Source organism: Rahnella laticis (genome assembly GCF_015644585.1).
Taxonomy (GTDB): Bacteria; Pseudomonadota; Gammaproteobacteria; order Enterobacterales; family Enterobacteriaceae; genus Rahnella; species Rahnella laticis.
Window position 1 is genome coordinate 49,762 of record NZ_JADOBI010000016.1, and the last position, 14,363, is coordinate 64,124.

The window sequence follows — 14,363 nt, forward strand, 5'->3', positions numbered from 1 at the left end:
ATAAGGAATCTGGGGCCGTCTATGATTAAGCCAATACTTCTCGGAACATTGCTGTTCGCTTTGCTGCCTGCCGCCGCGCCTGCTGTACAGGCCAGCAACTTCAGCCTCAATACACCCGGTCTTTCCATCAGCATTGGCGACCGTGACCGTCGCGGTTATTACTGGGATGGGTACGACTGGCGCAACCCGAGCTGGTGGAACAGTTACCGTGGCCATAATTACGGTCATCGTGGCCCGCGCGGGGATTACTGGGACGGCTACCGCTGGCGCGATCAGGGCTGGTGGAATCATCGCCATCCGCCACGTCGTCCGATGCCGCCGCCGCGTTATTACCATGGCGACCACGGACGTCCGCATTATGACCACGGGCGGGGTCCGGACAGAGGTCGCGGCCATGACCGCGGACACGGGCACGATCGCGGGCATGACGGCCATCATCACTGATTCAGCGAATAGCAGAAACAAAAACGGGACAGCGCAAACTGTCCCGTTTTTTATAGCCTGAATCTTTCAGCCGGAAATTATTTCAGCATACCGACCAGCAGATAAAGGTTGAGGCTGACGACAATCAGCACAATGATGCGCCCCGCCCACTGCACGGTTTTGGTATTCACCATTTCGCCCATCAGGCTGCGGTTACCGGTAAACGCCAGCAGCGGCAACAGCGCCAGCGCAATCCCGAAGCTCAGCAGCACCTGGCTCATGACCAGAATTCGTGTGGCATCCAGCCCCATCAGAATCACGATAAAAGACGGCATCATGGTGACTGTACGGCGCACCCACAGCGGAATGTAGAATTTCACAAAGCCCTGCATCACCACCTGACCAGCCAGTGTACCGACCACGGTGGAAGATAAACCGGCGGCGACCAGGCTCAGGCCAAATGTCGTCGCGGCGGCGTGGCCGAGCAGCGGTTGCAGCGTCAGATAAGCTTCATCGAGTTCACTGATCCCGCTGTGTCCGCTGAAATGGAACGCGGCGGCGGCGGTCGCCATCATCGCCAGATTAACAAAACCGGCGATAGTCATTGCGATACCGACATCGAGTTTTGTCGCGGAATAGCGCTGTTCTTTCGATGCCTTACCGCCGCGCTGAGTCAGCGAAGAGTGAAGATAAATGACGTGCGGCATGATGGTTGCGCCCAGCACACCGGCGGCCAGATAGACGGAATCGCTGGTGGGCAGCGCAGGGATCAGCATGCCTTTGCCCAGCGCCACCATGCTTGGCTGCGAGAAGAACAGCTCAACGATATAGGCGGCGGCCACGAACAGCAGCAAACCGGCGATAACCAGCTCCAGCGGTTTTTGCCCGCGTTTTTGCAGCCCGAGGATAATAAAGGTGGCAATCCCGGTGAGCACGGCGCCCTGAAGCAGCGTAACCCCGAGAAGTAATTTGAAGCCGATCGCCGCACCGATAAATTCGGCGAGATCGGTCGCCATCGCGATGATTTCTGCCTGCACCCAGTAAGCCCAGACGGCAGGACGCGGGAAACGGTCACGGATGTGTTCGGCGAGGTTTTTTCCGGTGGCGATACCCAGTTTGGCAGACAAGAGCTGGATCAACATCGCCATGACGTTGGCCCAGACCACCACCCACAGCAACTGGTAACCATACGAGGCACCGGCCTGAATGTTAGTCGCAAAGTTGCCCGGATCGATGTAACCGATGGCGGCAATAAACGCCGGTCCCATCAGTGAAAGCTTCATCTTTCTGGCTGCGCGGCCTGAAGATTCGGCCCGGCTGTTCAGCATAGTCAGTTAACCCTTACGTTTGTTACGCTTACATAAATCATAGCTAATTGATAATGATTATCAAGTGCATTTAGAATGATCTGAGTAATTACTCTGATAGGCAGTAGCGTAAGCGGCAAAGTGTGAACTGAGTGGTTAATCATTCTGTGAGCTTTCAGAAAGACTTACAGAACGCTTTTTCCTAAAACAGACATTTACTGGCCAGATTCAGAACGCATTACGGCACATGATAAAACTAGCACAAGAATGCTAACTGTGCTTAGTTTTATTAACATCTTGATTTTTTGTGTGATAGGCCTCGATTTGTTGCAATTCGTGTCTGTAATTTCTATATTTGCAAGCGACTTCACGTTTTAAATGTACGCGTTACATAGAATGTCCGTCGAAATATAGCCTGCCTCTAATTTGGAGCACCCATGTCCCGAATATTGCACTTTGTATTAGCGTTGGCCGTTGTCGCTGCACTCGCTTTACTGGTGAGCCGTGACCGGAAGAATATCCGTTTACGTTTCATTGTTCAGCTGTTGGTCATCGAAGTCTTATTAGCCTATTTCTTCCTGAACTCTTCTATCGGTTTAGGTTTTGTGAAAGGCTTCTCAGACTTGTTTGAGAAATTATTAGGATTCGCTGCGGAAGGGACCGGCTTCGTATTTGGAGGCATGAGCGATAAAGGATTAGCGTTCTTCTTCTTGAAAGTCTTGTGTCCGATCGTGTTTATTTCCGCATTGATCGGTATTTTACAACACATTCGCGTACTGCCTTTCGTCATCCGTATCATCGGTACGGTCTTGTCGAAAATTAATGGCATGGGAAAACTGGAATCTTTCAACGCCATCAGCTCCCTGATTTTGGGTCAGTCAGAAAACTTTATCGCGTATAAAGATATTCTGAGCAAAATGTCTGAAAAACGTATGTACACCATGGCAGCCACAGCTATGTCGACCGTTTCTATGTCGATTGTGGGTGCGTACATGACCATGCTGGAACCACGCTTCGTTGTTGCTGCGCTGGTACTCAACATGTTCAGTACCTTCATCGTGCTGTCGTTAATCAATCCTTATAAAGTTGATTCAGAAGAAGACCTGCAAATCGGTAACACGCATCAGGGTCAGAGCTTCTTTGAAATGCTGGGTGAATACATCCTGGCCGGTTTCAAAGTTGCGATCATCGTTGCAGCCATGTTGATTGGTTTCATCGCACTGATTTCCTGCCTGAATGCGCTGTTCGACGTGGTGTTCGGTATCACCTTCCAGGGCGTGCTGGGTTATGTCTTCTATCCATTCGCATGGATGATGGGCGTGCCAAGCCACGAAGCCTTGCAGGTCGGCAGCATCATGGCAACCAAACTGGTTTCCAATGAATTCGTTGCGATGCTGGATCTGCAAAAAGTCGCGACCGAACTGTCACCACGCGGCGTGGGCATCTTGTCCGTGTTCCTGGTGTCTTTCGCGAACTTCTCGTCTATCGGTATCGTTGCCGGTGCTATCAAAGGCCTGAACGAACACCAGGGCAACGTGGTTTCACGCTTCGGCCTGAAACTGCTGTACGGCTCAACGCTGGTCAGCGTGTTGTCAGCTTCTATCGCGGGTCTGGTACTGGCGTAAGCAAGCAGCAACAGAACGACAAAGAAAGGCGCTCCGGCGCCTTTTTTTATGTCTGCAATTCAGGGAACAAAAAGGGGCAGGACCGAAAGGGATAGAACCGAAAGGGATAGAACAGAAAGCAAAAAACCCGCCGAAGCGGGTTTCTTTAATATTTGGTGGAGATAAGCGGGATCGAACCGCTGACCTCTTGCATGCCATGCAAGCGCTCTCCCAGCTGAGCTATACCCCCACACGAGGTCGTCCACATTGTACTTCTTGTGTTCCCTTTTGAGGAACAAACCAACTGACTCTGGTAAGAAAGTTGGTGGAGATAAGCGGGATCGAACCGCTGACCTCTTGCATGCCATGCAAGCGCTCTCCCAGCTGAGCTATACCCCCAATTCAGACCCGTAAAAACGAGTGAACGGGGCGCATAATATGAAACGCAGTCTGGCCTGTCAACGGCTAAATCCGTTTCTGGAATCAAGCGCTGAAAAAGCCGCCAAATCTCGCATTTCACAGGGAAAAAAGCCCTGCTCTTACGGAAATTTCCCGCAGGATGCATTGTTTTACAATTTGCCCGCCAGCCCGCATTCCGACTAGCTTTTTGATCTGCATAAGCATTTTCTTAACATCTATGTCTGAATGATTAATGGAATGTTAGCAGACTATGAAAATCGTCTTGTTTTGAGAGAAATCTCAGAATAGACTGCTCGCGCAATAATCATAACTTACACCATTCGAGCTATCTCATGTCCTTGTATTCACCTAAAGAAATCGCATCCATCGCTGTCACGGCGGGCGTTAATAAAAGCCATGCCTCCGTGTTGAATTTGTTAATTTTGGGCTTCCTGGCTGGCGCCTTCATTGCCACCGGTTTCCTGCTGGATCTGCACGTAATAGGGACGTTACCTGCATCCTGGGGTTCATTCAGTAACTTGCTGGGCGCTGCCGTATTCCCGGTGGGTATCATTCTGACCGTTTTAGCAGGGGGAGAACTGCTGACCGGTAACATGATGACCTTGCCGATCGCCTGGTTTGCGCGTCAGATCAGCCTTTACGCCGTTCTGCGCAACTGGTTCTGGGTCACCCTCGCTAACCTGCTGGGCAGCCTGGCCGTGGCCTATTTCTTCGGTCACGTTCTCGGTCTGACCGAAGGCGCGTTCCTGAGCAAAACCGTCGCCACCGCCACCGCAAAAGTGAATGCAGACTTTATGCACGCCTTCATTTCCGGTATCGGCTGCAACTGGCTGGTGTGTCTGGCAATCTGGCTGGCCTTCGCCAGTAAAGAAGTCGGCGGCAAAGTGATCGGGATGTGGTTCCCGGTGATGGCGTTCGTGGCTATCGGCTTCCAGCACGTCGTTGCAAACATGTTCATCGTGCCTGCGGCAATCTTTGCCGGTGCGCTGAGCTGGTCACAGTACTTCCCGAACTTCGCGGCCGTATTCCTCGGCAACGCGGTCGGCGGCGCGGGCTTCGTGGGTCTGATGTATTTCCTGGCCTACCGCCCTACCGTTGCAGCACCTGCGACTGAACAACGTTAATTCGCCCTGACGTTTTTTACGCATTAAAAAAGCCAGCCGGTTTCCCGCGCTGGCTTTTTTTAGTTCATCACCCTGCTGAGTGAATCAATAGAAAACTTACTGCTGCTGGGTTTCACGCGCAGCGATAAAGGCTAACGCCATATCGATACGCGCCAGCACGCGGCTCTGGCCGATAGCGTGAACCGTGACGTCAACGCCCGGAGACTGACCGGCACCGGTAACAGCAACGCGCAGTGGCATCCCGACTTTACCCATCCCGACTTCCAGTTCATCCGCCGTGCCCTGAATCGCATGGTGAATATTTTCAGCCGTCCAGTCAGTAATCGCAGCCAGTTTCGCGCGAACCACTTCCAGCGGCTGACGAGCCACAGGACGCAGGTGTTTCTTCGCCGCATCGGCATCGAATTCTGCGAAATCTTCATAGAAGTAACGGCAGGACTCCGCCATTTCTTTCAGGGTTTTGCAACGTTCGCCCAGCAAGGTCACGATTTCAAACAGCTGCGGGCCGTTACGGGTTTCGATACCAGCCTGCTCAACGTGCCACAGCAGATGCGTCGCGACGTAATGCGGATCCATCGTATTGATGTAGTGATGATTCAGCCATTGCAGTTTCTCTGTGTTGAACGCACTCGCAGATTTGCTGACGTTTTCCAGAGAGAACAGCGCTTTCATTTCGTCGCGGCTGAAGATTTCCTGATCGCCATGGGACCAGCCCAGACGCACCAGATAGTTCAGCAGCGCTTCCGGCAGATAACCGTCATCGCGGTATTGCATCACGCCGACCGCACCATGACGTTTGGACAGTTTCTTGCCGTCGTCACCCAGAATCATGGAAACGTGCGCGTAAACCGGTACCGGTGCACCCAGCGCTTTCAGGATGTTGATCTGACGCGGGGTGTTATTGATATGGTCTTCGCCACGGATTACGTGGGTGATTTCCATATCCCAGTCATCTACCACCACGCAGAAGTTGTAAGTCGGAGAACCGTCGGTACGGCGGATAATCAGATCATCAAGCTCGTCGTTGCTGAACTCGATCGGGCCGCGGATCTGGTCGTCGAAAATAACAGAACCTTCCTGCGGGTTACGGAAACGCACCACGCAAGGCTCATCAGCGGCGTGATGTTCGTGACTGTCGCGGCAACGACCGTCATAACGCGGCTTCTCATTATTGGCCATCTGATGTTCACGCAGCGCTTCCAGACGCTCTTTAGAGCAATAGCATTTATACGCCGTGCCGTTTTCCAGCATTTCATCAATCACCGCGTTATAACGGTCAAAGCGTTTGGTCTGGAAATACGGGCCTTCATCCCAGTCCAGATTCAGCCAGTTCATGCCATCCATAATCGCGTCGATCGCTTCCTGAGTGGAACGTTCGAGATCGGTGTCTTCGATACGCAGCACAAACTCACCGCCAAGGTTGCGGGCAAAGAGCCAGGAATAGAGCGCGGTACGGGCGCCACCGACGTGCAGGTAGCCGGTCGGGCTTGGGGCAAAACGGGTTTTGATTTTCATCTGGGTGCAACCTTAATAACGCAACGCTGAATAACGTCGCTATCAATTAACAAAAAGTGGCTGACATTCTACCACTCTGCCCTGATTCCTCAACGCTGATACAGGGGCAGTGACCTTGTTTAAGGCCATGAATGCGTAAAGAATCGACTACGCGGGCGAGAAACGCGCCAGGTTGACTAAAAATAAGCCGAACGATCATTTTTGTTTTTAAAAAGCGTTGACGTTATTTCAAGTATCCCTATAATGCGACTCCATCACGACGGGGGCGATTAGCTCAGTTGGTAGAGCATCTCCTTTACACGGAGGGGGTCGGCGGTTCGAGCCCGTCATCGCCCACCACTCTTTAAGAGTGCCGCGTTGTGATAAGTAGGAAGAATTGAGAAATGGGCGATTAGCTCAGTTGGTAGAGCATCTCCTTTACACGGAGGGGGTCGGCGGTTCGAGCCCGTCATCGCCCACCATTTCTCAGCAAGTTTCTTCTTACATGGGGAAGTACCCAGAAGTGGGCGATTAGCTCAGTTGGTAGAGCATCTCCTTTACACGGAGGGGGTCGGCGGTTCGAGCCCGTCATCGCCCACCACTTCTGCGGGCCGTTAGCTCAGTTGGTAGAGCAGTTGACTTTTAATCAATTGGTCGCTGGTTCGAATCCAGCACGGCCCACCAATTCAGAGAAAAGCGCCTTTAGGCGCTTTTTTCGTTTCTGTCATCCGGGAGTTATATTCTCCCCTCCGCTATTCCAGTTTAAACATCGGCACGACTTTATTGTGCAGCGCGGGATTATCGCTTTCATCTTTCAGATTCACCCCGGACAACTGGCGGTGGAAAGATTGTTCGAGCAGCCACGCGAGTTTAAATGCCGCCTGCGGGTAGTTCAGCCCTTCCGGACGCACGTTTGAAATGCAATTGCGTTCTGATTCCAGCCTTTTGGTGTGCGGCCCCCAGGTCATGTAAATCCCGAGACTGTCCGGTGACGATAACCCCGGACGTTCTCCAATCAGAATCGCTACCGCTTTGGCTTTCATCACCTGCGCAATGTCATCACCCAGCGCCACACGCGACTGATGCGCCAGCACCACCGGCCCCGGCTTCAGCTCAAGTGTCTGTAAATACGGCAACAGTGCAGCGATAAGCGGCACAGCCTGACGATGCACGGCCTTGGACGACAAACCGTCGGCGACGACCAGCACAATATCAGCCGGTTCATCCGCCCTTTCCTGCAATGCCTGACGGCTGCTTTGCGAAAGTTTACGCCCCAGATCTGGCCGGCACAGATACGTTGCCCTGTCAGGCGCGGCACTGGCGACGGTCAGCGTTTGCAGCCCCAGCGCTTCGAGTTCAGGTTCCAGCTGCTGGCTGTCAAAAGGCTGATGTACAGCGTCACGCGCCTGCGCATGCGCTAAACCAAAGCGCAGCAGTTCATCGGTGGGCAAACTTGAGCCTGTGCGCCCCAGCGCGATACGCGCCGCAGTAAACTGCCGCAGCGTTTCCCACGGGTTGTTATGCACCAGCGGCGTGAGTTCCTGCCCTTTTTCTTTACTCATCACAACGGGCCTCAGATTAATTGGGGTAACTGGCGTAGCAGCGGATGCGATGCGCGGGTGTCCTGCAATGCGCCCTGCGGATCAATAATTTTCATTTTCTCCAGCCAGACGGCAAATTCCGGCGCGTGTTTCAGCCCCAGCAGCTCGCGGATGTACAGCGCGTCGTGGAAAGAGGTGCTCTGATAATTGAGCATGATGTCATCCGCGCCCGGCACGCCAATCAGGAACGTCAGCCCGGCGGCACCCAGCAACGTCAGCAGCGTATCCATATCGTCCTGATCGGCTTCGGCGTGGTTGGTGTAACACACGTCGCAGCCGAGCGGCACGCCCAGCAATTTTCCGCAGAAATGGTCTTCCAGACCGGCGCGGATAATTTGCTTGCCGTCATACAGATATTCCGGCCCGATAAAACCGACCACGGTGTTAATCAGCAGCGGCGAAAAATGCCGCGCAATGGCGTAAGCGCGCGCTTCGCAGGTTTGCTGATCGACACCAAAATGCGCATTCGCCGACAGACAACTGCCCTGCCCGGTTTCGAAATACATGACGTTATCGCCCAGCGTTCCGCGTTTCAGACTGAGCGCCGCCTGTTGCGCTTCTGCCAGCAGCGCCAGATTAATGCCAAAACCGCTGTTCGCCGCTTCCGTTCCCGCAATCGACTGAAAGACCAGATCGACCGGCGCACCGCGTTCGACCAGCTTGATAGTATTGGTGACGTGCGTCAGTACGCAGGATTGGGTCGGGATCTCGAATCGCGAAATGATGTCATCAAGCATGTAATTGAGATTTTCCAGCAACGGCAAACTATCACTGGCGGGATTGATGCCAATCACCGCGTCGCCGGAGCCGTAAAGCAAACCGTCGAGCATGCTGGCCGCAATGCCCTGCAAATTATCGGTAGGATGATTGGGTTGCAGCCGCACGCTCATGTGCCCCGGCAACCCGATCGTGTTGCGGAACCGGGTAATCACCCGGCATTTTTTGGCGACCAGAATCAGATCCTGATTACGCATCAGCTTGCTGACGGCCGCCGCCATTTCCGGCGTAATGCCTTTTGCCACGGCGGCCAGCGTGAAGCTGTCAGTTTTTTCACTGAGCAGCCAGTCGCGGAAATCGCCCACGGTCAGATGGGAAATCGCGGCAAACGCCGTGACGTCGTGCGTATCAATAATCAGCCGGGTGACTTCATCCTCTTCATAAGGCACCAGCAGTTGTTGCAGGAACGTTTTGAGCGGAACTTCCGCCAGCGCCATTTTTGCCGCCATACGCTCTTCCGCGCTGGTGGCTGCCACTTCGGCCAGATAATCCCCCGACCGCGCGGGGGAGGCTTTTGCCATCAGTTCGCGTAAATCCGCAAACTGATAGCGGCGGTGGCTTAATGTCGTCTGAAACATAGCACTCCTTAGCAGGCCGGATTATTTGCCACTTTTGGCCGGAACCGGCTGTAGCCCGCGTAATTGCAGATCTTCAGCGGCATCGGCGCGGGCCTGATGGGTCAGGCGGAACCAGGCGTAAGCCAGCAACATCATGGCGGCGAAGATCATAAACAGTAAGGTGTTGTAGTAGATCATAGCGATAAGACAGACTACTGCCAGAACCAGCGCCAGTGCAGGCGCAAAAGGATAGAGTGGCGCACGGAACGGGCGGATCAGGTTCGGTTCGCTGCGACGCAGTTTGAACAGCGCGGCCATCGAAATGATGTACATCACAATCGCGCCAAACACCGACATTGTCACGATATTCGCCGTCAGCGGTTGCCCGCCAATCACAATCAGGGAATCAGAGAAAATCGCTGCAATCCCGACCACACCACCGGCAATAATGCCCAGATGTGGCGTCTGGAAACGCGCATTCACACTCGACAGCCGTTTAGGCAGATAACCCGCCCGCGCCAGCGCAAAAATCTGTCGTGAATACCCCATGATGATGCCGTGGAATGATGCGATCAGGCCGAACAGCCCCAGCCAGACCAGCATGTGTAACCAGCCACTGTTGCTGCCGACAATCAGTTTCATCGCCTGCGGTAACGGGTCGTTGATGTTCGAAAGTTTGGTCCAGTCGCCCACGCCACCGGCAAACAGCATGACGCCCAGCGCGAGAACGGTCAGGGTCAGGATCCCGCCAATAAACGCTTTCGGAATGGTGCGCTGCGGATCTTTGGCTTCTTCTGCGGCCATCGACGCGCCTTCAATGGCCAGGAAGAACCAGATGGCGAAAGGAATGGCGGCGAAGATGCCGGAGAATGCTGCCGGGCTGAAGGTATCGCTGCCCGCCCAGCCGCCGTGTACAAAGTTCGACATCTCAAAGCCCGGCGCAACGACGCCCATAAAAACTAGCAATTCGAATATCGCCAGTAACGTCACCAGCAATTCGAACGTTGCCGCAATGCTGACGCCCAGTATGTTGAGCACCATAAAGACAATGTACGCGCCGACCGCCACCCATTTCGGTTCAATCGCAGGAAACTGCACGTTGAGATAGGCCCCAATGGCCATGGCTATCGCGGGCGGCGCAAATACAAATTCCACCAGCGTGGCAAATCCGGCGACAAACCCGCCCGTCGGGCCGAATGCGCGGTAAGCGTAAGCGAAAGGCCCGCCCGCATGCGGAATCGATGTGGTGAGTTCAGTGAAACTAAAGATAAAAGCGCAATACATGGCGGCAATCACCAGCGCGGTAATAAGAAATCCCAGCGTGCCCGCCTGCGCCCATCCGTAACTCCAGCCAAAATATTCGCCGGAAATAACCAGCCCGACGGCAATGCCCCAAAGTTTAAAACTGCCCAGCGTACGCTTTAAAACAGGTGTGACTTTCGTGGTTTGCATATGTGATCCCCTGCCCGGTGATAATGCAATTATTGTTCGAAGAGTATTTCAGCTGTCTTGCCCTCAGGGGATATTGCAAAGGCTGTACCACTTAAGAAAGGCAGAGCCCGCGCGGCCTGTAGCCTGGACACGGGATGGCTTGCTTCATTTTGGCGCGCCGAAGTAAAGGGCATTGCCCGAAACGGTGCGTGGGAAAATGTCATCCACAGACGCTACAATTTGAGCTCAACAAAACGGGAGGTTTCGCGTGACGGAAATGGAACAACAAATTACAACCTGGCTGGCAGAGGAGCCGCTGCACCTGAAAGCGCTTTTGCAGGTCAGGGAGCTGGAACTCAATGATGCGTGGCTGGCGGCGGGTTTCGTCCGCAATCTGGTCTGGGACCGGCTGCATGGCTACGCGCAGGCCACGCCGCTCAATGACATCGACGTGGTGTATTTCAATCGCAAGGATTGCAGCGCGCAGGCCGACGAACATTACGAACAGCGTCTGATGAAAGGCTCGCCCGAATTACCCTGGTCGGTGAAAAATCAGGCGCGCATGCATGAGCGCCACGGGCACGCGCCCTATTCTTCCAGCTCAGAAGCGATGAGCCATTGGGTAGAAGTGGAAACCGCCATCGGCGCTAGAATTAATGCCGGCGGGCAAATTGAACTGAACGCGCCATTAGGGCTGGAGGCGCTGTTTGCCTTTAGTATCACGCCGAATCCGCGCCACGCAATCCCGGCAGTTTTCGCGCAACGCGTGAATGATAAAGGCTGGCTGGCGTTATGGCCTGAGCTGAAAGTGCAAGAAATACGTTAACACTGTAAGGAATATGAAAACTCAATAAAGCCGCGCTGATGGCTGCCGATACCTGTTAAGCACGCTTACGTGCAAAATTTTATGGCAGCACCGTTATGACAACACAGTGAGGTATTATGACTACTATCAGCGCCACCAGCAGTTCGGTGAGCACGGCGTCCACCAGTGACTCCGGCAGCTCAAGCCAGATTGCTCAGTTAACCAAACAGATTGCGAAGCTGACTGAACAGGTCAAAAACCTGAGCAGCTCAGGCGGCAGCACTGAAGACGTTCAGCAACAACAGGAACTTCTGCAACAACAAATCGAATTGCTGCAACAGCAAATTGCGCAAATCGAACAGCAGCAAGCTCAGAAAGCGCTTCAGCAGCAACAACAGCAACAAGCCGCCGCTGAAACGAAGAAAGAAGGCGTGAACAAACCTTCCGACACGAACGCCATCGATATCTACGTCTGATTGCAGTAAATATCCAAACAGCCAGCAAGGCGTCAGAAACCGAAAACGCCCTGCTGGCTGCGTTTTTCCCTCAGTAAATCCGCCTGTTCTTTCACGACCTGCCAGATGGCCTGCGCCGCCGGCGAGAGCGAACGGTTTTTGCGTTTCACCAGCATCAGTACACGGTTAATTTCCGGCACCAGCGGTTTTATGACCAGACGGCTGCCTTCCGGCAACGGAAGCGCCAGTGCGGGCAACACGCTGATCCCAATCCCCGCTTCAACCATCGGAAATAACGTGGCCGGATGACCAATCTCCTGCGCGATTTCCGCCTTCACTTTCTGCGCTTTCAGCGCGCCGTCGATGAGTATCCGGCTGCCTGACGCGTAATCCTGCAATACCAGTTTGCAGCCGTTAAGCGAAGGCCAGCCAACAGCCGTTTGCGCAGCAAAAGGATGATCCTCGCGGCACAGCAGCAAAAAAGGCTCATGCAAGATCGGTTCACAGTCGAGATCCGTACTCTCACCGGGGTCGATCACAATGCCGAAATCCACTTCCGCATTTCTCACGCTGCTCAGCACCAGTTGCTGTGCCTGGTCACGCAGCAAAATGCGAATATCGGGATATTGTGCCTGCCCGCTGGCGATACATTGCGGCATCAGTTGCGCGGAAATGGTCTGGCTGGAAGCGATTCTGACGCGGCCATTGTGCTGTGTTCCGAAGCTCCGGGTATCGAGCAGCATCGCGTGCAGTTCGTCGAGTAACGGCTCCACCCGCTTTGACAAACTCAGCCCCGCGCTGGTCAGCACAACTTCCCGTGTTGTGCGATCCAGTAAACGGACGCCCATTTCGGCTTCCAGCTCTTTCATACTGTGGCTGACGGCAGACTGTGAAAGACCGATCGCTTCCCCTGCCTGGCTAAAGCTGCCATAGCGCGCTACCGCAACAAAAACCCGAAGCTGCCTGAGAGAGTAATTCATGAATTTTTCACATCAATGGATTAAATAAATCAATTTTTTAATTGTATCGCAAACGCCCAAAATAGCGGAATTCCATTACGACTTCTCAGAGAATCCGCATGCGCTTCTTACCCGATCGTTTCACCTTAACCCTGATCGCCACCGTTTTACTCGCCACATTCTTTCCTGCCAGCGGGATGTTTGTCGCCTTTTTCAACAATCTGACCATTTTCGCCATCGGCCTGCTGTTCTTTATGCATGGCGCCAAGCTGTCGCGAGAAGCCATTTTTCAGGGCAGCAATAACTGGCGGCTGCATTTATGGGTGATGTTCAGCACGTTTATTTTGTTCCCAATCCTCGGCCTGCTGTTCCAGTGGTGGCATCCGGTTGACGTCAGCCCGCAGATTTACAGCGGATTTGTGTATCTGTGTATTTTGCCGGCGACCGTTCAGTCAGCAATCGCATTTACCTCTCTGGCGGGCGGAAACGTCGCGGCGGCAGTGTGCAGCGCCTCCGCGTCCAGCCTGCTGGGCATTTTTGTTTCGCCGCTGCTGGTGAGTTTGCTGATGCATGTTCAGGGGGAAACAGGCAACGGTCTGGAGCAGGTCGGGCACATTGTGCTGCAACTGCTGGTACCGTTTATCGCCGGTCATTTGCTGCGTCCGCTGATTGGCGGTTTTGTGGAACGTCACCGTAAAATGATCGGCAAAACCGACCAGACGTCGATCCTTCTTGTAGTATATTCCGCGTTTAGTGAAGCCGTCACGCAGGGGATCTGGCATCAGGTGGGCATCGGTTCCCTGCTGTTTATCGTGGCTTTCAGTCTGGTGCTGCTGGCCTTTGTTCTGGTGATCAATACCTACGCCGCACGCTGGCTGGGATTCAGTAAACCGGATGAAATTACCATTGTGTTCTGCGGTTCCAAAAAGAGCCTGGCGAACGGTATTCCGATGGCCAATATCCTCTTCCCGGTCAGTGCGATTGGCATGATGGTTCTGCCACTGATGATTTTCCATCAGGTGCAGCTGATGACCTGTGCGGTGCTGGCGAAACGCTATCAGAAGAAGCAAAAGGAAGTGGCGCCCAGTCAGGCGCAGGTGACGGAGTAATGTCAAAAATAAAGGCGCTGAAATCAGCGCCTTTAGTCTCAGAATGAAACGTTGTTATTCGTCCGTGCCGCCCAAACCTGGCCCGTTGCGGCGCAGCGGATTAATCAGGCTTTGCAGCCCTTCGCTTTTAATCGCCAGCGTCAGCTGCATCAGTTCGCCGAGTTTCCCCTCGGGAAATTCATCTTTGCGGGCAAACCACAGCAGATATTCCTCCGGCAAATCAATCAGCACCCTTCCGGCATATTTGCCAAAAGGCATCACCGTATTGGCGATTTTAATCAGATCTTCTTTTTCCAT

At 53.7% G+C, this 14,363-nt stretch carries 13 protein-coding genes and 6 tRNA genes; 10 read left to right on the forward strand and 9 right to left on the reverse strand.

Translation table 11 applies throughout. The features are described 5' to 3' along the window. Positions 1 to 21: 21 nt before the first annotated feature. Positions 22 to 444: a DUF2502 domain-containing protein gene (locus IV433_RS23825; protein ID WP_195816225.1), complete on the forward strand. Its 423-nt coding sequence runs from the start codon at positions 22 to 24 to the stop codon at positions 442 to 444. Positions 445 to 521: 77 nt separating this feature from the next. Here the strand turns inward: IV433_RS23825 and IV433_RS23830 are convergent, their stop codons facing one another. After that, positions 522 to 1,751, reverse strand: a complete 1,230-nt coding sequence (locus IV433_RS23830) for an Nramp family divalent metal transporter (protein ID WP_195816224.1) — start codon at positions 1,749 to 1,751, stop codon at positions 522 to 524. A 416-nt stretch (positions 1,752 to 2,167) separates the two neighbouring features. Between IV433_RS23830 and IV433_RS23835 the strand changes: the two genes are divergently transcribed. Then, positions 2,168 to 3,355, forward strand: coding sequence for a NupC/NupG family nucleoside CNT transporter (locus tag IV433_RS23835; RefSeq protein ID WP_195816223.1), 1,188 nt, complete (start codon positions 2,168 to 2,170; stop codon positions 3,353 to 3,355). Between the two features lie 153 nt (positions 3,356 to 3,508). On the opposite strand, the gene IV433_RS23840 is transcribed toward IV433_RS23835, so the two are convergent. Both IV433_RS23840 and IV433_RS23845 read right to left on the reverse strand, forming a co-directional pair. After that, positions 3,509 to 3,584, reverse strand: a tRNA-Ala gene (locus IV433_RS23840). A 73-nt stretch (positions 3,585 to 3,657) separates the two neighbouring features. Continuing rightward, positions 3,658 to 3,733, reverse strand: a tRNA-Ala gene (locus IV433_RS23845). A 353-nt stretch (positions 3,734 to 4,086) separates the two neighbouring features. On the opposite strand from IV433_RS23845, the gene IV433_RS23850 reads away from it, so the two are divergent. Beyond that, entirely contained in the window at positions 4,087 to 4,878 is a 792-nt protein-coding gene (locus tag IV433_RS23850; RefSeq protein ID WP_165058420.1) for a formate/nitrite transporter family protein, read from the forward strand. Positions 4,879 to 4,974: 96 nt separating this feature from the next. Here the strand turns inward: IV433_RS23850 and gltX are convergent, their stop codons facing one another. Continuing rightward, positions 4,975 to 6,393, reverse strand: a complete 1,419-nt coding sequence (gltX, locus tag IV433_RS23855) for a glutamate--tRNA ligase (protein WP_195816222.1) — start codon at positions 6,391 to 6,393, stop codon at positions 4,975 to 4,977. A gap of 263 nt (positions 6,394 to 6,656) precedes the next feature. Between gltX and IV433_RS23860 the strand changes: the two genes are divergently transcribed. The 4 genes from IV433_RS23860 to IV433_RS23875 all read left to right on the forward strand — a co-directional run bounded on the left by IV433_RS23860 (position 6,657) and on the right by IV433_RS23875 (position 7,056). Beyond that, a tRNA-Val gene (locus tag IV433_RS23860) sits at positions 6,657 to 6,732 on the forward strand. 46 nt (positions 6,733 to 6,778) lie between these two features. Continuing rightward, positions 6,779 to 6,854: transfer RNA gene (locus IV433_RS23865), tRNA-Val, on the forward strand. A gap of 43 nt (positions 6,855 to 6,897) precedes the next feature. Beyond that, a tRNA-Val gene (locus tag IV433_RS23870) sits at positions 6,898 to 6,973 on the forward strand. A gap of 7 nt (positions 6,974 to 6,980) precedes the next feature. Beyond that, positions 6,981 to 7,056, forward strand: a tRNA-Lys gene (locus IV433_RS23875). A 68-nt stretch (positions 7,057 to 7,124) separates the two neighbouring features. Here the strand turns inward: IV433_RS23875 and eutC are convergent. From eutC to eat, 3 genes are read right to left on the reverse strand one after another with little or no spacing between them, the layout of a single operon-like run. After that, on the reverse strand, positions 7,125 to 7,934 hold the full coding sequence (gene eutC / locus IV433_RS23880) for an ethanolamine ammonia-lyase subunit EutC (protein ID WP_195816221.1): 810 nt from the start codon (positions 7,932 to 7,934) through the stop codon (positions 7,125 to 7,127). Positions 7,935 to 7,945: 11 nt separating this feature from the next. Then, positions 7,946 to 9,328 (reverse strand): ethanolamine ammonia-lyase subunit EutB, encoded by a 1,383-nt coding sequence (locus IV433_RS23885; RefSeq protein WP_195816220.1) that lies wholly within the window; start codon positions 9,326 to 9,328, stop codon positions 7,946 to 7,948. 21 nt (positions 9,329 to 9,349) lie between these two features. Continuing rightward, positions 9,350 to 10,759, reverse strand: a complete 1,410-nt coding sequence (gene eat, locus IV433_RS23890) for an ethanolamine permease (RefSeq protein WP_195816219.1) — start codon at positions 10,757 to 10,759, stop codon at positions 9,350 to 9,352. Between the two features lie 256 nt (positions 10,760 to 11,015). Between eat and IV433_RS23895 the strand changes: the two genes are divergently transcribed. Beyond that, a complete protein-coding gene (locus IV433_RS23895; protein ID WP_195816269.1) occupies positions 11,016 to 11,564 on the forward strand; it encodes a nucleotidyltransferase family protein in 549 nt (182 codons plus the stop codon). Positions 11,565 to 11,680: 116 nt separating this feature from the next. Continuing rightward, the gene (locus IV433_RS23900) at positions 11,681 to 12,019 is read left to right on the forward strand and encodes a FlxA-like family protein (RefSeq protein WP_195816218.1); all 339 of its coding nucleotides are present in this window, start codon (positions 11,681 to 11,683) and stop codon (positions 12,017 to 12,019) included. A 32-nt stretch (positions 12,020 to 12,051) separates the two neighbouring features. On the opposite strand, the gene IV433_RS23905 is transcribed toward IV433_RS23900, so the two are convergent. Then, positions 12,052 to 12,978, reverse strand: coding sequence for a LysR family transcriptional regulator (locus IV433_RS23905; protein ID WP_195816217.1), 927 nt, complete (start codon positions 12,976 to 12,978; stop codon positions 12,052 to 12,054). Between the two features lie 98 nt (positions 12,979 to 13,076). Here IV433_RS23905 and IV433_RS23910 point away from each other — a divergent pair, with 98 nt between their 5' ends. Beyond that, the gene (locus IV433_RS23910; protein ID WP_195816216.1) at positions 13,077 to 14,066 is read left to right on the forward strand and encodes a bile acid:sodium symporter family protein; all 990 of its coding nucleotides are present in this window, start codon (positions 13,077 to 13,079) and stop codon (positions 14,064 to 14,066) included. Between the two features lie 54 nt (positions 14,067 to 14,120). Here IV433_RS23910 and IV433_RS23915 read toward each other — a convergent pair whose 3' ends face one another. Continuing rightward, the gene (locus tag IV433_RS23915; RefSeq protein ID WP_152324510.1) at positions 14,121 to 14,363 is read right to left on the reverse strand and encodes a DUF3820 family protein; all 243 of its coding nucleotides are present in this window, start codon (positions 14,361 to 14,363) and stop codon (positions 14,121 to 14,123) included.